The following is a 16,845-nucleotide window of genomic DNA, read 5'->3' on the forward strand; positions in this document are numbered from 1 at the left end:
GTGCGCCGTTATTTCTTCTTGGTTTCTTTGATGACGACGCGTTCGTCCGAGTAACGCACACCCTTGCCCTTGTAGGGTTCGGGCTCGCGGTACGAGCGGATTTCAGCGGCCATCTGACCGACGACTTGCTTGTTGGCGCCCTTGATGACGATTTCCGTCTGGGTGGGGCATTCGGCCTTGATACCGGCCGGCAACTGATGCAAAACGTCGTGCGAGAAACCGAGCTGCAGCTTAACGGCATCGCCTTGGATCGAGGCGCGGTAACCCACGCCAACCAGGGTCAGCTTGCGCTCGAAGCCCTTGCTCACGCCGGTAACCATATTGGCCACCAGAGCGCGCACGGTACCCGACATGGCATTGGCGTGACGAGATTCGTTGGCGGCGGCAAACGTGAGCTTGCCTTCGTCCATCGCAACCGTAACGTCGCCAGTCAGGGCTTGAGTCAGGGTACCCAGCGGGCCCTTGACGATGATCTGATCCTGCTTGATGTCAGCTTCGACACCCTTCGGCAGTTCGACCGGATACTTAGCGATACGTGACATTCGAATTTCTCCTTAGGCCACGTAGCACAGCACTTCGCCGCCGACGCCGTTGGCGCGAGCCTTACGGTCGGTCATGACGCCGCGCGAGGTCGAAACGATAGCCACGCCCAGGCCGTTCATGACCTGAGGAATGCTGGTACGGCCCTTGTAGATACGCAGACCGGGGCGCGAAACGCGTTCGATGCGTTCGATAACCGGGCGGCCAGCGTAGTACTTCAGGGTGATCTCGAGCTCAGGCTTGGCCTGGGTGCCCTTGATTTCAAAGCTGTCGATGTAGCCTTCGTCTTTCAGCACAGCGGCAATTGCCGCCTTCAGCTTCGAGGAGGGCATGCTCACCGTAACTTTGTCCACTTGCTGCGCATTGCGAATGCGGGTCAGCATATCGGCGATGGGATCGCTCATGCTCATAATGTATCTCCTACCAGCTGGCCTTGGTGATGCCGGGGATTTCGCCCTTCATCGCCATTTCACGCAGTTTGTGACGCGTCAGGCCGAACTTGCGGAACACGCCGCGCGGACGACCGGTGACCACGCAACGGTTACGTTGGCGCGTCGGATTGGCATTGCGCGGCAGCTGTTGCAGCTTGAGCCGAGCTTGGTAACGTTCTTCGTCGGTCTTCGACTGGTCGTCGATGATCGCCTTCAACTCAGCGCGCTTGGCAGCGAACTTGTCAGCCAGCTTGGCGCGCTTGATGTCGCGATTGATGAGGGAAAGTTTAGCCACGTCATCAGCCCCTTAGTTACGGAACGGGAAGCTGAAGGCCGTCAACAGCGCCTTGGCTTCTTCGTCGGTCTTCGCGGAGGTGGTGATGCTGATGTTCAGCCCACGCAGCGCGTCGATCTTGTCGTACTCGATTTCGGGGAAAATGATTTGCTCTTTCACCCCGATGTTGTAGTTGCCACGGCCGTCGAACGCACGACCCGAGATACCACGGAAGTCGCGCACGCGAGGCAGCGCGACCGCAACGAGGCGATCCAGGAATTCGTACATGCGTTGACCACGCAACGTGACCATGCAACCAATCGGGTAGTTTTCGCGGATCTTGAAACCGGCGATAGCCTTCTTGGTCTTCGTCACGACAGGCTTTTGGCCAGCGATCTTGGTCAGGTCCGACACCGCGTGTTCGATAACCTTCTTATCGGACACGGCTTCCGAGACACCCATGTTCAGGGTGATCTTGGTGATGCGCGGCACTTCCATGACGCTCTTGTAGCCAAACTTGGCCTGCAGGTCGCCAGCGACCTTGCTCTTGTAGAAATCTTGCAAACGAGACATGTCTATCGCCCCTTACGCCTTGGCGCCGACAACGGCACCATTGGAACGGAACACGCGGACCTTGCGACCTTCGACTTCTTGAACGCCCACGCGGTCGCCACGACCGGTTGCGGGGTTAAAGAGCGCCACATTCGAGATGTGGATCGGCATGGTCTTTTCGACAATCCCGCCCGGGTTGTTAGCCATCGGGTTGGCTTTCACGTGCTTCTTGACGATGTTGACGCCTTCGACCAGAACGTGGTCGGCATCAACACGAGCCAGCACGGTACCGCGACGCTTCTTGTCGCGGCCGGTCAGGACGATGACTTCGTCGCCTTTACGAATGTTATTCATCGTAGGGCTCCTTACAGCACTTCCGGGGCCAACGACACGATCTTCATGAACTTCTCGGTACGCAGTTCACGCGTAACGGGTCCGAAGATGCGGGTGCCGATGGGCTCCAGCTTGGCGTTGAGCAATACGGCGGCATTGCCACCGAACTTAATCAGCGAACCGTCTTTACGGCGCACGCCCTTGGCGGTACGAACCACCACGGCATTGTAAATTTCGCCTTTCTTGACGCGTCCGCGCGGAGCCGCATCTTTGACGCTCACCTTGATGATGTCGCCGATACCGGCATAACGGCGCTTGGAGCCACCGAGCACCTTAATGCACATGACATGACGCGCACCAGTGTTATCGGCCACGTCCAGCGTGGTCTGCATTTGGATCATGATTTTTCCTGTTCCAACTTAACTGGAAATACTGTTTTCCCGGGGTTTTCCCCCCGAGGAACTCTGCAATTCCTGCCAGTTTTGGTCCCGTCAGGTCTGCCGCCCTGCTTTTGTGTTGTAGACCTAGAGCTTTCGCTCTACCTCTGCAACGGGTTGGCAACGCAACGACCCTGGGTTGAAATCCTGCGGGTATTCCCCCAACTCGATGAGCTAAATCTTCCTTAACTCAATCGACAATCTGGGAAAGCTGATCATTCTAGCGTGGTTAAATTTTGAGCGCAAGTACTTTGTTGGTATGACGCACAAAAGACCACGCTCCCCAATAAGGGGAACGGTTTGCGGGCCATCTGCCCCCTATTTCTGGCGGTAGTAGCCCTTCTCCCAGGCATCGTGATTGGCCTTGCCGCGACGGATTTCGTCCGTGAACGGGGCCGCTCTGAGCACCAGGCGATTCAGCCATTTTACCGGAACACGGCACGGCCTTTCGAAGTCGACGAACAGAACGGCGCGTAGCCCGTCCGTGTCGTTGTGAACCTGGTGGGGATACAGGTCATCGAACACCACGGCCCGGCCTTCCCGCCAGCTATACCGTTCCCCCCCAACTTCTATCCAGCAGCGTTCGGCCGGCTCGGGCACCACCAGCCCCAGGTGCAGGCGCAGCACGCCGTTGTAGGGGCCGGTATGCAGAGGAATTCGCTTGCCCGGTTCCAGGATCGAGAAGAACGCACTGCGGATACCTGGTATCCCGGTCAATGCGCGGGCGGTTTCCGGGCAACGCGCCAGGTTGCGTTCAGATCGCAGTCCATACCCCATGAAGACAAACGTCTTCCACTGGTCGTCGGACGTGATCATCCCGACATCCGGGGATATCTCATGAAACGCGGGCAGATGCTGGCGTTCTGCCAGCAATTCGGCGAGTTCGGCGCGGATGACCGGGGTCCGCGCCTCCAGCTCGGGGATCCACGGGAACTGGTCATTCTGGAAGATCGGCTTGTCGCCCACCAGCGACGCCCGCGCGATCCGGTGACGTAGCCAATCGATGAAGCGAAAAAGCACGCGCGAATACAGACTGGGCTTGTTGCCGGAAAGCGCGTCAACGGGTTGCACGATGGGTATGGAATCAGGCTGGCTAAGATGGCCCATTGTGTCCAAGCCCGCCCGGGCTTGCAAGACTTGGCCCCTCCCATTGGCTCCAATCCTGCGCTGCGGATTGGCCCTCCCCGCATCGCGCAAGCTGGTTTAGACTGGCGTGGGCGACACGCGATCGCACTCCACTCCTATTTCGCAAGGAAAGACAGGCATGTATGAACAGTTGGCGCTGTATATCGACGGCGAATTCATCTCCGGCGAGGGTAGGCGCACCCAGGACGTCATTAACCCGGCCACGCTTGAAGTGCTGGGCCAGCTGCCTCACGCAACCGAAGCCGATCTGGACCGTGCGCTAGCCGCCGCCCAGCGCGCGTTCGAATCGTGGAAGAAGTCTTCTCCCATGGATCGTTCGGCCATCCTGCGCAAGGTTGCCACGCTGTCGCGCGAGCGCGCCAAGGAAATCGGCCGCAACATGACGCTGGACCAGGGCAAGCCGCTGGCCGAAGCCGTGGGCGAAGTCACCTCTTGCGCTGAACACGCCGACTGGCACGCCGAAGAATGCCGCCGTATCTACGGCCGCGTGGTCCCGCCCCGCAATCCCGATGTACGCCAGTTCGTCGTGCGCGAACCCATCGGCGTCTGCGCCGCGTTCACGCCTTGGAACTTCCCGTACAACCAGGCCATCCGCAAGATCGCCGCCGCGCTCGGCGCCGGTTGCACGGTGGTTCTCAAGGGTCCGGAAGATTCGCCCAGCGCCGTCATGGCGATTGCGCGCATGTTCCACGATGCCGGCCTGCCCAAGGGCTGCCTGAACATCGTCTGGGGCGAGCCCGCCAAGATCTCCGACTACCTGATCCGTTCGCCGATCGTGCGCAAGGTGTCGTTCACCGGTTCCGTGCCGGTGGGCAAGCAGCTGGCCGCGCTGGCCGGCGCGCACATGAAGCGCGTCACGATGGAATTGGGCGGCCATTCGCCCGTGCTGGTGTTCGACGACGCCGACATCGACCGCGCCGCTGAAATGCTGGCCAAGTTCAAGGTTCGCAACGCCGGTCAGGTCTGCGTGTCGCCCACTCGCTTCTACGTGCAGGAAGGCGCCTACGAGCAGTTCCTGGCCCGCTTCTCGGACGTGCTCAAGAACATCAAGGTCGGCGACGGCCTGGAAGCCGGCACCGACATGGGTCCGCTGGCGCACGAACGCCGCGTACCCGCCATGAGCGCCTTCATCGACGACGCCAAGAAGCATGGCGGCAAGGTCGTGGTGGGCGGTGGCCCGCTGGACCGCAAGGGCTTTTTCTTCGCCCCCACGGTCGTGACGGAACTGCCGGACGACTCGATGCTGATGACCGAAGAACCCTTCGGCCCCGTGGCGCCGGTGGTCCGCTTCAAGGACACCGACGAAGTCCTGCGCCGCGCCAACAGCCTGCCGTTCGGCCTGTCGTCCTACGTGTTCACCAATTCGTTGAAGACCGCCACCAAGGTCTCGAACGGACTGGAAGCCGGCATGGTCAACATCAACCACTTCGGCAGCGCGCTGGCCGAGACGCCGTTCGGTGGCATCAAGGACAGCGGCATCGGTAGCGAAGGCGGCCTGGAAACGTTTGACGGCTACCTCGTCACGAAATTCATCACGCACATCTGAGCGTTCCGCGCTTCAGCCCAAAAGCCCCGCAAGGGGCTTTTTTTCGTCCTGCGGCAGACGGCCATGGCGCGGCGCCGTTTCATGATGCTGTCATGCACGTCCGAGAACATTGCGCCTCGCTGACAGGCAGCTGACCACCCCAAGGGAAGTGGCTGCCCGCCCCACTCTTCAGGATCAGATCGCGCAATGAACGCCCTTTCCCGCTTCGCCCGCACGGCCGGCGCCGCCACCCTTGTGGCCCTGCTCGCCGCTTGTGGCGGCGACGACGACGACAACAACAATCCCCCGGTCGCACAGACGCCCCCACCCGTCACGGAAACGCCGGCCGCGCCGCCCGCCCCCGTGCAAGTGGCGTTCATGCCCGACATTCACTTCCACGATGTGTACGCCGACTTCAAGGACGGTTCGTTCCCGGGCATTCCGAATCCCAAGCACGGCGAGAACGCAACGATCCGCACGATGTATGCGCAGTTGACGTCGACGCGCCTGTTCAACGAGAACTACTTCGCCTTCCTGGCCGCGCTGGACGACGCCGTTGCGCGCGGCGTGAAGTACATCGCATTGCCGGGCGACTTCTCGGACGACGGCCAGCCCGTGCACATGCGCGGCCTGGTGAAGATCATGGATGACTACTCCAAGAAGCACGGCATCCAGTTCTTTGCCGCCCCCGGCAATCACGATCCCAACCGGCCCTTCAACCAGGCGGCCGGCAAGAGCGACTACCTGGGCCTGGACCCCACGACCGGCGCCATCGGCTTCTCGCAACCGATCTACAGCCGCGGCGGCAACGCCGCGTGCAGCACGCCTTACAGCGGCGACTGGGCGCGCATCGGCAACACGTACTGCACGGAAGAAGTCCTGCACATGGGCTACGCCGGCATCACGGACGCGCTCAAGCAGCATGGCTTCATGCCGCAGCCGCAAAACGTCTATTACGAAACGCCGTACAGCACCTACAAGTACGAAGACTACGACTACACCACGGCATTGGATCAGGCCAACTGGATCAACCGCCAGTACGAGATCTGCGCCGAAGGCACGGGCGGCCCGAACAAGCCGCAGAACTACACGCTGTGCAAGATGGTGCCAGACACGTCCTACGTGGTTGAGCCGGTCAAGGGCGTTTGGCTGGTCGGCATCGATGCCAACGTCTACGTGCCCACGGGCATCGGCGCCAATGATTTCACCGGCTCGGGTGACCAGGGCTACAACAGGATGCTGACGCACAAGGCCCACGTCATCAAATGGTTGGCTGACGTCGTCGCGCGCGGCAAGGCGCAGGGCAAGCAGGTCATCGCGTTCAGCCACTTCCCGATGTCCGAGTTTTTCAACGGCGCCTCCGACGACATCGAAGCGCTGCTGGGCGCGAACAAGATGCAGATGATCCGGCGTCCGGCGGAGAACACCACGCGTGCCCTGGCCGAAACCGGCCTGAAGGTGCACGTGGGCGGACATATGCACTTCAACGACATGGGCGCCCGCAACTACGGCGGCGACACGGCGCTGTTCAATATCCAGGCGCCGTCCATGGCGGCGTACGTGCCGGCCTACAAGCTGATGACGCTGCAAAGCGCCGACAAGATCGAAGTACAGACCATCCGCCTGGACAAGGTGCCGCGCTTTGACGAACTGTTCGACCTGTATCGCGCCGAGAACGCCTACACCACGCCGGCCCGCTGGGACGTGTCGATCCTTGACGCCAAGGACTACGGCGACTTCACGTATCGCTACATGAGCGAGCTGGTGCGCCTGCGCCTGCTTAACGACGACTGGCGTTGCGAGATGCGCGAACTGGTCAAAAGCCCGCTGACCGGCGCCGACCTGTTGACGCTGTCGCAACTGCAAACCACCGTCACGCTCAAGGAACTGGCGAACACCGGCAATCAGAGCAATCTGACGCCGGCCTTCTTTGCCTGCCTGTCGGACGGCGGCGGCACCGGCGCCAGCAACGCGGCGTATGCCGGCAACCTGGCCGACGCGCAGGCGCGTGCACAAGCCCTGGCGCAAGCCAACGGCATGCAGCTGTCGGACTTCGCGCAGTGGAAGGCACTGGACATGGCGGGCGACTTCGTGCGCATTGCCAATGCCGGCGACCTGGCCTTTGCCGACATGCCGGCCCAACGCGCCAGCCAGTACAAGCTGCTGGCCCAGGCGCTGGCCAACACGAACGCTTCCGTGCAAATGAGCGGCAACAGCGTCAGCAACGCCAATACGCTTGCCGACCTGTTCAAGGCGCGCTTCAAGCCGCTGATGGCGATCATGCTGAAGCTGGCGGCAGGCGCGCCGTCCGAACACATCCGGCTGGACCTGACCAGCAACAGCATTGTGGATCTGTCGAATCGTCCGTCACCGTTCTAAGCCAGCGCTGAACGGCTGACCGGTAAAACAAGACAGCTCATTCGTGAGCCGTCTTGTTTTGACTCAGCAGCGTGCGCGCATATCGCGCGCAGTGATGCCGAAGCGGCTCTTGAACAGCCGGCTGAAATGCGATGGGTGTGAAAAGCCGACCTGATAGGCCAGCTCGGCGATGCCGCGGTGCCGATGCCGCGGGTCCAGCAGCAGCTCGCGGCATTTATCCAGGCGCTGATCAAAGATGAACGACTCCACCGACAGGCCGCCCGCGCGCAGGATGCGGTGCAGATACGCCACCGACACGCCGCAGCCCTGCGCGACGTGCTGCGGCGACAAGCCAGGGTCGGCCAGGTGCTGGCGGATGTAGGCCAACACGCGCTGGCGATGCGCCAACGTGACGCTGCTGTCCGTTTCAGACGCATGCCCCTGCCCCGCCTGCACCAGGAACAGCACGATCAGGTCGATCAACCTTTCGCCAAGCTCGGTCACTTCGGTATCGGACCAACTGCCCATGCCCTTGAACAGGTGGTCCATGAAGCCGGCCAGCATCGCCCCGCGCGGCGACCCGTCATCGATGCGCAACTTGTGGAACGCGCCGATGCGCGAATCGCGCTGCGTCAGCGCACTGCGAGGAAACGACACACTAAGACTACGGTAGCCGGCCGCCCCCAACGCCGTCGCCTGATACGGCAGGCTTTGGTTCATCAGGTACACGCAGCCCGGCTCCACCTGAAAATCGCGCCCCTGCTGCCGCACGGCCAACGGCCCCGCCAGCGGCATGCCAAACGTATAGAACTCCTGGTCCAGCCGCGACACGTTACCGGCCGTGCGTTCCAGCTTCTGTCCCTGATAGTGCAGGTCATTGAACTGCAAGCTGGCGCGACGCGCGTAGCGCACATGGCCGGCGAAATGGTCGGCTTTGCCGCGGTGCACCTCGAACGGACCGAACGCGTCGGCCAGCGCCGCCCGCCATTGCTCGCGCCCGTCGGCGCCTGCGGTGGCCGATATGGCGAATTCCGTGTCCGACATGTCGCGGTCTCCTGTACGCGGCCCAGCGCAATTTGATCTTGCGTCTACAAGCTCTTGACTCACCCTGCCCTGGGGTGCGCGGCGCATTGTCGATGCGTCTGGCGCAAGTCTATATTCAGCCCGATAAGCACACAACCTGGACAACCCGGGAGGAGACTCATGGCAACCGAGCCCGCAACGGCCGCCCGCCACACGCCCGTTTCGCGCTATGTACGTTGCGAAGGACGCGAGCTGCACTACATGGAATGGGGCGCGCCCGACGCGCCGCCCATCATCATGTGGCATGGCCTGGCTCGAACCGGCCGCGACTTCGACGACCTGGCAGAAGCGCTGGCCGGTGACTACCGCGTCATCTGCCCCGACACGATCGGCCGCGGCCTGTCGCAATGGAGCCCCGACCCGGCGGCCGAATACTGCCTGGATTTCTATGCAAGGCTGGCGCGCGCGCTGGCCGATGCCTTGTCGCTTACCCGTATGCGCTGGGTCGGCACATCGATGGGCGGCGCCACCGGCATACACGCGGCCGCCAACACCTTGCGCGACCGGATCTCGCATCTGGTGGTCAATGACATCGGACCCGAGCTGCCCAAGCCGGCCATCGAACGCATCCTGGCGTACGCGGGCAACCCGCCCGCCTTTGATACCGTCACCGAACTCGAAGCCTGGCTGCGCGTCGCCTACCAGCCCTATGGGTGGCAAAGCGATGCGCAATGGCGGCGCATGGCCGAGACGTCGGTCCGCCGGCTTCCCGATGGCCGCGTCACGCCGCATTACGACCCCGCCATCGTCGGCCAATTTCGCCATCATCCCAATGACTACGACCGCTGGAGCGGCTACGACTCGCTGCGCATGCCGGTGCTGTTGCTGCGCGGCGCGCAGTCCGACCTGTTGCTGCCGGAAGTCGCTGATGCCATGACGCAGCGCGGTCCGCGTGCAACGCGCATCGACTTCCCCGACTGTGGCCACGCCCCCGCATTGAACGTCGCGCCGCAGATCGACGCCATCCGCCAATTTCTTGCCACGCCGGATCACACGGCGAACGCTTGCGCCCGTTGATACTGATACCAGGAGACTTCCCATGAATCGCATACTGCTCGCCGCGCTCGCGGCGCTTTGCATGACCTCGACGGTCGCCGCCAAGGATTTCGTCGTCGCCCACGTGTACGACAAGACCGGGCCGCTGGAGGCCTATGCCAAACAGACGCAGAACGGCTTGATGCTGGGCCTGGAGTACGCCACGCAAGGCACGATGACCGTGGCTGGCCGCAAGATCCGCGTCATTGAAAAGGACAACCAGGGCAAGCCCGACGTTGCCCGCGCGCAGCTGGCGTCGGCCTATGCGGACGACAATGCCGACATCGCGGTGGGCCCCACGTCGTCAGGCGTCGCGTTGGCCATGCTGCCCATCGCCGAGGAATACGAAAAGATCCTGCTGGTCGAGCCCGCCGTCGCGGATTCGATCACCGGCGAAAAATGGAACAAGTACATTTTCCGCACCGGCCGCAACTCGTCGCAGGACGCCATCGCCAACGCGGTCGCGTTCGACCAGGCGGGCACATCCATCGCCATGTTGGCGCAAGACTACGCATTTGGCCGTGACGGCGTTAAGGCCTTCAAGGGTGCGCTGAAAAACGCCAAGATCGTGCACGAGGAATATCTGCCGGCCAACGCCACGGACTTCACCGCCGGCGCGCAGCGCCTGTTTGATGCGTTGAAAGACAAGCCCGGCCGCAAGATCATCTTCATCCTGTGGGCCGGCGCCGGCAACCCGTTCAAGATAGCCGACCTGGACCCCAAGCGCTTCGGCATTGAAATTGCCACGGGCGGCAACACACTGGCCGCGATGACGCCGCTGAAGTCCCTGGCCGGCATGGAAGGCGCCACGTATTACTACTACGGCATTCCGAAGAATCCCATCAACGATTGGCTGGTTGCCGAACATCAGAAGCGCTTCGAGCAGCCGCCCGACTTCTTCACGGCCGGCGGCATGTCTTCGGGCATCGCGATCGTGGCGGCGCTGAACAAGACCGCGGGCAACGCCGACACCGACACGCTCATCAAGGCAATGGAAGGCATGAGTTTCGATACACCCAAGGGCAAGATGACGTTCCGCCCCGAAGACCATCAGGCGATGCAGTCGATGTACCACTTCCGCATCAAGAACGATCCTTCCGTGCCGTGGGCCGTGCAGGATCTGGTCAAGGAAATCACGCCCGATCAGATGAATGTGCCCATTCAGAACAAGCGTTGAAGGCCGGTCGCCGCCATGCTGGAAACCCAATCGCTTACGATCCGCTTCGGCGGGCACGTGGCCGTCAACAACGTCAGTTGCCGCTACGAGCCGGGCACGCTGACGGCCATTGTCGGCCCCAACGGCGCGGGCAAGACAACCTACTTCAACTTGATCTCTGGCCAGCTGCGTGCCAGCGCAGGGTCGGTAAGTCTGAACGGGCGCGACCTGACGTCGCTATCGGCCCCTGCGCGCATGCACGCCGGGCTGGGCCGTGCATTTCAGCTGACGCAGCTTTTCCCGCGCCTGTCCGTGCACGAGAACGTGCGGCTGGCGCTGCAATCGCGCCAACAAGGTCTAAGCTGGCGTCAGATTCGCTTCTGGCGAACCTGGGACGATGATCGCAAACTGCTGGCGCGCGCCGATGCGCTGCTTGAACGTACCCGCTTGTCGGCACGCCGCGACCAGGCTGCGGCCGACCTGCCGCATGGCGATCAGCGCAAGCTGGAAATCGCCATGTTGATCGCCCTGGAGCCGCAGGTTTTCATGTTTGACGAGCCCACGGCCGGCATGAGCGTGGACGATGTACCCGTGGTGCTGGAGCTGATTCGCGAACTGAAAGCCGACCCCTCGAAAACAATCCTGCTGGTCGAGCACAAGATGGACGTGGTGCGTGAATTGGCCGACCGCATCGTCGTACTGCATAACGGCCAATTGATGGCCGATGGCGAGCCCGCCGCTGTCATCGCCTCGCCCATCGTGCAACAGGCATACCTGGGTATCGCGCCCGTGGAGAACCCCGCATGAGCGCACCGCCGCTACTTGAATTGAAGGACGTGCACACGCACATCGGTGCGTATCACATCCTGCACGGCGTCGATCTCGCGGTGCCCGCGTCGGCGGTAACCATGCTGCTGGGCCGCAACGGCGCGGGCAAGACCACGACGCTGCGCACCATCATGGGCTTGTGGCGCGCCTCGCAAGGCCAGGTGCGGTTTGACGGCGCGCCCGTCGGCGGGCCGGGCACCCGCACATCGCCGCCCGACATGGCGCGCATGGGCATGGCCTACGTACCCGAGAACATGGGCATCTTTGCCGACCTTTCCGTCAAGGAAAACATCTTGCTGGCCGCGCGCCAGGCCCGAACCGAGGCGCAGTTGGACACGGCGCGATTGGAATGGATCTTCGGATTCTTCCCGGCACTGAAGAAGTTCTGGCTACACCCCGCCGGCAAGCTGTCCGGAGGCCAGAAACAGATGCTTACCGTGGCGCGCGCCATCATCGAACCGCGCCGGCTGCTGCTGATCGACGAGCCCAGCAAGGGCCTGGCGCCCGCCATCATCCAGAACATGATCGACGCCTTCATCGAACTCAAGCAGGCGTCCACCACCATTTTGCTGGTTGAGCAGAACTTCAACTTTGCGCGTCGGGTCGGCGACCATGTCGCCGTCATGGACGACGGCCGTATCGTCCACGCGGGCGCCATGCAGACGTTGGCGCAAGACGAGGCGCTACAGACCCGCCTGCTGGGCCTATCGCTGGGAAGCCATCAATGAGCACCTTGGATATCGATACCCCACTGCCACGCGTGCGCGCGGACTTGCGCCCCGTGCTGCTGGTGGTCGCATTGGCCGCGCTTGCGCTGCCGCTGGTCGGGTCGTTTTCGACCTGGATCACCCTGACGTTGGCCGGTCTGGCCATGGGCATGATCATCTTCATCGTCGCCTCGGGCATGACGCTGGTGTTCGGGCTGATGGATGTATTGAACTTCGGCCATGGCCTGTTCATTGCCATCGGCGCGTACATGGCGGCCACGGTGCTGGGGTCGATGTCCGACTGGACGCAGACGGCAAGCCTGTGGACGAACATGGTTGCGGTACTGCCGGCCATGATCGTGGGCATGCTTGTGGCCGGCGCGGTGGGCCTGGCCTTTGAACGCGTCATTGTGCGGCCGGTGTACGGCCAGCATCTGAAGCAGATCCTGATCACCATGGGCGGCATGATCATCGGCGAAGAGATCATCAAGATGATCTGGGGTCCGCAGACGCTGTCGCTCCCGCTGCCCGAGGCGCTGCGCGGCGCGTTCCTGCTGGGCGATGCCGCGATCGAGAAATTTCGCATCGTCGCGCTGGCAGTCGGCGTGCTGGTGCTGGGCGGCATGCTGTGGCTGCTGAACCGGACCAAGTTGGGGCTGCTGATCCGCGCCGGGGTCGAAGACCGGGAAATGGTCGAAAGCCTGGGCTATCGCATCCGGCACCTGTTCGTGGGCGTGTTCGTGGCGGGGTCCATGCTGGCCGGCCTGGGCGGCGTGCTGTGGGGCATGTATCAGCAATCCATCGTGCCGCAGTTGGGTGCGCAGGTAAACGTGCTGATCTTCATCGTCATCATGATTGGCGGATTGGGCTCGACGGTGGGCTGCCTGATCGGCGCGCTGCTGGTTGGCTTGATGGCCAACTACACCGGCTTCCTGGTCCCCAAGGCGGCCTTGTTCTCGAACATCGCCCTGATGGTCGCCATATTGTTGTGGCGGCCGCAAGGCGTGTATCCGGTCACCAACCGTTAGGAACCGCGACATGTCATTCCGCCTGCTCTCCGGCGACCCGCCGCGCAGCCCTTTGCTGGCGCTGGCGCTGATTGTGATTGTCGTCCTGCTGCTTGCCACGCCGTTTCTCTTTCCCGGCCCCAAGTCGCTGGCCGTGGCGGCCAAGATCCTGGTGTTCGTCATCCTGGTGGCCAGCTATGACCTGCTGCTGGGCTATACCGGCATCGTCAGCTTTGCGCACACCATGTTCTTCGGCATCGGCGCCTATGGCGTGGCAATCGCCAGCATCCGCATGGAGCCCGGCTGGACGGCGGTGTTCGCCGGCGCGGGCGCGGGCCTGCTTGTGTCGCTGGCCTTTGCATTGCTGATCGGCTTGGCAAGCCTGCGTGTGCGCGCAATCTTCTACGCCATGATCACCTTGGCGGTGGCTGCCGCCTTCCAGACGCTGGTCTCGCAACTGTCCACGCTGACGGGCGGCGAAGACGGCCTTAACTTCAAGATGCCGCAACTGCTTCGCCCCGCGTTCCGACCGTTGTCAGAACCCGTATTAGGCGTCACGATCGACGGCCGCATCATTACGTATTATTTGATCGCCGCTGTCTGCGTCGTGCTGTTCCTGCTGCTGCTGCGCATCGTCAATTCCCCGTTCGGCCGCGTGCTGCAAGCGATCCGCGAGAACCCCTTCCGCGCCGAAGCCATCGGCTATCGCACCGTGCTGTATCGCAGCCTGTCCAACCTGCTTGCCGCCGCCTTCGCCACGCTGGCCGGCGCGATGTACGCGCTATGGCTGCGCTACAACGGGCCGGACACTTCGCTGTCGTTCGAAATCATGCTGAACATTCTGCTGATGCTGGTGATCGGCGGCATGGGGACGATGTATGGCGCGATAGTCGGCGCCAGCTTGTTCGTGTTCGCGCAAAGCTATCTTCAAGATGGCCTGCACGTCCTCCACGATGCGGTGACCGGCGTGGCGCCGTTGGCGTTGCTGTTCGAACCGGACCGCTGGCTGCTGTGGCTGGGCATCCTGTTCGTCGTGTCGGTGTATTACTTTCCAACGGGGATCGCGGGGCGCCTGCGCGAGTTCGCACGGCGGCGCTGATGCCCGATGGCGCCGCCTGCGCGCGCTAGCAGTGGCTACTTCCCGCCCGGGCGCATCGATTCCGCGTCGCGGCGCATACCGTCGACGCGCCGCTGCATGTCGTCGATCTTGCCTCTATCAAGCTGCGAGCCAGAGGGCGTGGGCTGCAAAGGCCGCATCGTCGAGCCGGAGTTCAACGGCATCATCGCCGGCGGCGCAGTCCCGGCGCCCGCGGGCTTCTGAGTGAACAGGCGTTCCAGCATCAGCAGCTGATTGCGCTGGTTTTCAAGCGTCTGCTCCTGCGACGCCAAGGCCTGTTCGTCCTCGTCTTCCGAGCCGAAGATGGCTGCATGGTCGCGGGACCCGGAAGGCGGTTTGACCCGAGGCTCGGGTCCCGCATTCAAGACGTTCTTACCGGTCCTGGCGTCATCGGGCGACGGCGCCGAAGGGGCAGCTTGGCCCGTGTTCACGGCTTGCGCGGCGGCCCCGCCGGCCAGGCACAAGGCGGCCCCAAGCGCATGGGCCGTGACGATACTGCGCAGGACGTTGCTGACTCGACTCGGCATGGATCTCAAAGACAAAAAAAAACGGCAAGGGGTTTAGCCCTTGCCGTTTTATATCAGAACGGCGAACCGTTCCGATGACTGCATCACTTAGATGATACGTGCGGCTTCAACCAGACGCACCACACGCCACGACTTCGAGCGCGAGATGGGACGGCCTTCAGCGATTTCAACCGTATCGCCTTCGTTGTATTGGTTCGATTCATCGTGCGCCTTGTACTTCGCGGAGCGCATGATGATCTTGCCGAAGATGGGGTGCTTGACGCGGCGCTCGACGAGCACAACGACAGTCTTGTCCATCTTGTTGCTGACGACCTTGCCAACCAGCGTGCGCTGGCGCTTGGCCACTTGGGTGTTTTGAGTTTCGCTCATGTTTATTTCCCTGCCTTCTCGGTCAGCAAGGTACGAACGCGCGCAATGTCGCGACGCACGTTGCGCAGCTGGCTGGTGTTGGCCAGTTGCTGCGTGGCCTTCTGCATACGCAGACCGAATTGTGCCTTCAGCAGGCTTTCGAGCTCTTTGCCGAGCTCGGCGGCGTCTTTCGAACGGAGTTCGCTAGCTTTCATGTTAGTACTCCTTAAGCACCGATATGACGCGCGACGAACGTGGTCGAAATCGGCAGCTTGGCAGCGGCCAGGCGGAAAGCTTCACGCGCGATCTCTTCGCTCACACCTTCCATTTCGTAGAGCACTTTGCCGGGCTGAATTTCAGCGACCCAGTACTCAGGATTGCCCTTACCGTTACCCATACGGACTTCGGCGGGCTTTTGCGAGATGGGCTTATCCGGGAAAATGCGAATCCAGATACGGCCGCCACGCTTGATGTGACGATTGATAGCACGACGAGCGGCTTCGATCTGGCGAGCGGTCAGACGGCCACGGCCGGTGGCCTTCAGACCGAATTCGCCGAACGACACGTGGGTACCACGAGTCGCCAGACCGGTGTTGCGGCCCTTCTGCTCTTTGCGATACTTTCTGCGAGAGGGTTGCAGCATGGTTATTCTCCTTCAGGCGCCGGAGCAGCGTCCGCCTTGCGGGGACCACCACGACCACGACCACCCGGACGACCGGTGCGAGCACCGTCCGGACGATCACCACGCGGAGCGCGGCGCGGACGACGTTCTTCTTCGCGCGGGGCAGCGGTTTCCGGCGGCAATTCGCCGTTAGCCAGCATGTCGCCCTTGTAGACCCAGACCTTGATGCCGATCACGCCATACGTGGTGTGGGCTTCGGAGGTGCCGTAGTCGATGTTGGCCTTGAGGGTGTGCAGCGGCACACGGCCTTCGCGATACCACTCGGTGCGAGCAATTTCGATACCGTTCAGACGGCCCGAGCTCATGATCTTGATGCCTTGGGCACCCAGACGCATCGCGTTTTGCATCGCGCGCTTCATTGCGCGACGGAACATGATGCGCTTCTCGAGCTGTTGCGAGATCGAGTCGGCGATCAGTTGAGCATCGGTTTCCGGCTTGCGGATTTCTTCGATGTTGACGTGCACAGGCACGCCCATCAGACGCTGCAGATCAGCCTTCAGGCTTTCGATGTCTTCGCCGCGCTTGCCGATCACCACGCCCGGACGAGCCGAGTAGACGGTGATGCGGGCATTCTTGGCCGGACGCTCGATGATCACGCGACCAACGGAGGCGCTCTTGAGCTTCTTTTTCAGGTACTCGCGAACGCGAATGTCTTCGGCAAGCATCGTGCCGAAGGCCTTGTCGTCGGCGAACCAACGCGAGGACCAATTACGGGTGACCGCGAGACGGAACCCAGTGGGGTGAATTTTCTGACCCATC

21 protein-coding genes are annotated in these 16,845 nt (G+C 62.3%); 8 read left to right on the forward strand and 13 right to left on the reverse strand.

Features of this window, described 5'->3' with window-relative positions; translation table 11 throughout:
* Nucleotides 1–8: 8 nt before the first annotated feature.
* The 7 genes from rplF to KYT87_RS29245 all read right to left on the reverse strand — a co-directional run bounded on the left by rplF (nucleotide 9) and on the right by KYT87_RS29245 (nucleotide 3,674).
* On the reverse strand, nucleotides 9–542 hold the full coding sequence (gene rplF, locus KYT87_RS29215; RefSeq protein ID WP_046807445.1) for a 50S ribosomal protein L6: 534 nt from the start codon (nucleotides 540–542) through the stop codon (nucleotides 9–11).
* Nucleotides 543–554: 12 nt separating this feature from the next.
* Nucleotides 555–950 carry a 30S ribosomal protein S8 gene (gene rpsH, locus KYT87_RS29220; RefSeq protein WP_006216525.1) on the reverse strand — a complete coding sequence of 132 codons (396 nt, stop codon included), beginning with the start codon at nucleotides 948–950 and terminating at the stop codon, nucleotides 555–557.
* A gap of 10 nt (nucleotides 951–960) precedes the next feature.
* Complete coding sequence (gene rpsN / locus KYT87_RS29225; protein WP_006216527.1) at nucleotides 961–1,266, reverse strand: 30S ribosomal protein S14; 306 nt, start codon at nucleotides 1,264–1,266, stop codon at nucleotides 961–963.
* Between the two features lie 12 nt (nucleotides 1,267–1,278).
* A complete protein-coding gene (rplE, locus tag KYT87_RS29230) occupies nucleotides 1,279–1,818 on the reverse strand; it encodes a 50S ribosomal protein L5 (protein WP_006216529.1) in 540 nt (179 codons plus the stop codon).
* Between the two features lie 12 nt (nucleotides 1,819–1,830).
* Nucleotides 1,831–2,151: a 50S ribosomal protein L24 gene (gene rplX, locus KYT87_RS29235; RefSeq protein WP_006227036.1), complete on the reverse strand. Its 321-nt coding sequence runs from the start codon at nucleotides 2,149–2,151 to the stop codon at nucleotides 1,831–1,833.
* Nucleotides 2,152–2,162: 11 nt separating this feature from the next.
* Nucleotides 2,163–2,531 carry a 50S ribosomal protein L14 gene (gene rplN / locus KYT87_RS29240; protein WP_046807446.1) on the reverse strand — a complete coding sequence of 123 codons (369 nt, stop codon included), beginning with the start codon at nucleotides 2,529–2,531 and terminating at the stop codon, nucleotides 2,163–2,165.
* A gap of 354 nt (nucleotides 2,532–2,885) precedes the next feature.
* Nucleotides 2,886–3,674, reverse strand: a complete 789-nt coding sequence (locus KYT87_RS29245; protein WP_219991436.1) for an aspartyl/asparaginyl beta-hydroxylase domain-containing protein — start codon at nucleotides 3,672–3,674, stop codon at nucleotides 2,886–2,888.
* Nucleotides 3,675–3,831: 157 nt separating this feature from the next.
* Here KYT87_RS29245 and KYT87_RS29250 point away from each other — a divergent pair, with 157 nt between their 5' ends.
* Nucleotides 3,832–5,259, forward strand: coding sequence for an NAD-dependent succinate-semialdehyde dehydrogenase (locus tag KYT87_RS29250; RefSeq protein WP_046807447.1), 1,428 nt, complete (start codon nucleotides 3,832–3,834; stop codon nucleotides 5,257–5,259).
* 186 nt (nucleotides 5,260–5,445) lie between these two features.
* Nucleotides 5,446–7,617, forward strand: coding sequence for a metallophosphoesterase (locus tag KYT87_RS29255; protein ID WP_219991437.1), 2,172 nt, complete (start codon nucleotides 5,446–5,448; stop codon nucleotides 7,615–7,617).
* A 63-nt stretch (nucleotides 7,618–7,680) separates the two neighbouring features.
* On the opposite strand, the gene KYT87_RS29260 is transcribed toward KYT87_RS29255, so the two are convergent.
* The gene (locus KYT87_RS29260; RefSeq protein WP_046806031.1) at nucleotides 7,681–8,640 is read right to left on the reverse strand and encodes a helix-turn-helix domain-containing protein; all 960 of its coding nucleotides are present in this window, start codon (nucleotides 8,638–8,640) and stop codon (nucleotides 7,681–7,683) included.
* A 159-nt stretch (nucleotides 8,641–8,799) separates the two neighbouring features.
* Here KYT87_RS29260 and KYT87_RS29265 point away from each other — a divergent pair, with 159 nt between their 5' ends.
* The 6 genes from KYT87_RS29265 to KYT87_RS29290 are packed head-to-tail and all read left to right on the forward strand — an operon-like array spanning nucleotide 8,800 to nucleotide 14,511.
* On the forward strand, nucleotides 8,800–9,696 hold the full coding sequence (locus tag KYT87_RS29265; RefSeq protein WP_219991438.1) for an alpha/beta fold hydrolase: 897 nt from the start codon (nucleotides 8,800–8,802) through the stop codon (nucleotides 9,694–9,696).
* Nucleotides 9,697–9,718: 22 nt separating this feature from the next.
* Nucleotides 9,719–10,891, forward strand: coding sequence for a substrate-binding domain-containing protein (locus KYT87_RS29270; protein ID WP_219991439.1), 1,173 nt, complete (start codon nucleotides 9,719–9,721; stop codon nucleotides 10,889–10,891).
* Between the two features lie 15 nt (nucleotides 10,892–10,906).
* A complete protein-coding gene (locus tag KYT87_RS29275) occupies nucleotides 10,907–11,677 on the forward strand; it encodes an ABC transporter ATP-binding protein (protein ID WP_104142454.1) in 771 nt (256 codons plus the stop codon).
* Entirely contained in the window at nucleotides 11,674–12,426 is a 753-nt protein-coding gene (locus KYT87_RS29280; RefSeq protein WP_219991440.1) for an ABC transporter ATP-binding protein, read from the forward strand. The genes KYT87_RS29275 and KYT87_RS29280 overlap by 4 nt, the downstream gene beginning before the upstream one ends.
* Nucleotides 12,423–13,433, forward strand: a complete 1,011-nt coding sequence (locus KYT87_RS29285; RefSeq protein ID WP_219991441.1) for a branched-chain amino acid ABC transporter permease — start codon at nucleotides 12,423–12,425, stop codon at nucleotides 13,431–13,433. The genes KYT87_RS29280 and KYT87_RS29285 overlap by 4 nt, the downstream gene beginning before the upstream one ends.
* A gap of 10 nt (nucleotides 13,434–13,443) precedes the next feature.
* Nucleotides 13,444–14,511: a branched-chain amino acid ABC transporter permease gene (locus KYT87_RS29290; RefSeq protein WP_219991442.1), complete on the forward strand. Its 1,068-nt coding sequence runs from the start codon at nucleotides 13,444–13,446 to the stop codon at nucleotides 14,509–14,511.
* Between the two features lie 35 nt (nucleotides 14,512–14,546).
* Here the strand turns inward: KYT87_RS29290 and KYT87_RS29295 are convergent, their stop codons facing one another.
* The 5 genes from KYT87_RS29295 to rpsC all read right to left on the reverse strand — a co-directional run bounded on the left by KYT87_RS29295 (nucleotide 14,547) and on the right by rpsC (nucleotide 16,844).
* Nucleotides 14,547–15,056, reverse strand: coding sequence for a hypothetical protein (locus KYT87_RS29295; protein ID WP_219991443.1), 510 nt, complete (start codon nucleotides 15,054–15,056; stop codon nucleotides 14,547–14,549).
* Between the two features lie 87 nt (nucleotides 15,057–15,143).
* A complete protein-coding gene (gene rpsQ / locus KYT87_RS29300; protein ID WP_006216549.1) occupies nucleotides 15,144–15,425 on the reverse strand; it encodes a 30S ribosomal protein S17 in 282 nt (93 codons plus the stop codon).
* Nucleotides 15,426–15,427: 2 nt separating this feature from the next.
* On the reverse strand, nucleotides 15,428–15,619 hold the full coding sequence (gene rpmC / locus KYT87_RS29305; protein WP_003806912.1) for a 50S ribosomal protein L29: 192 nt from the start codon (nucleotides 15,617–15,619) through the stop codon (nucleotides 15,428–15,430).
* Between the two features lie 11 nt (nucleotides 15,620–15,630).
* Nucleotides 15,631–16,047 carry a 50S ribosomal protein L16 gene (gene rplP, locus KYT87_RS29310; RefSeq protein WP_006216552.1) on the reverse strand — a complete coding sequence of 139 codons (417 nt, stop codon included), beginning with the start codon at nucleotides 16,045–16,047 and terminating at the stop codon, nucleotides 15,631–15,633.
* Nucleotides 16,048–16,049: 2 nt separating this feature from the next.
* Nucleotides 16,050–16,844 (reverse strand): 30S ribosomal protein S3, encoded by a 795-nt coding sequence (gene rpsC, locus KYT87_RS29315; RefSeq protein WP_006216553.1) that lies wholly within the window; start codon nucleotides 16,842–16,844, stop codon nucleotides 16,050–16,052.
* Nucleotide 16,845 lies beyond the last annotated feature (1 nt).

It is taken from the genome of Achromobacter sp. ES-001, from assembly GCF_019448355.1.
Taxonomy (GTDB): Bacteria; Pseudomonadota; Gammaproteobacteria; order Burkholderiales; family Burkholderiaceae_B; genus Achromobacter; species Achromobacter spanius_B.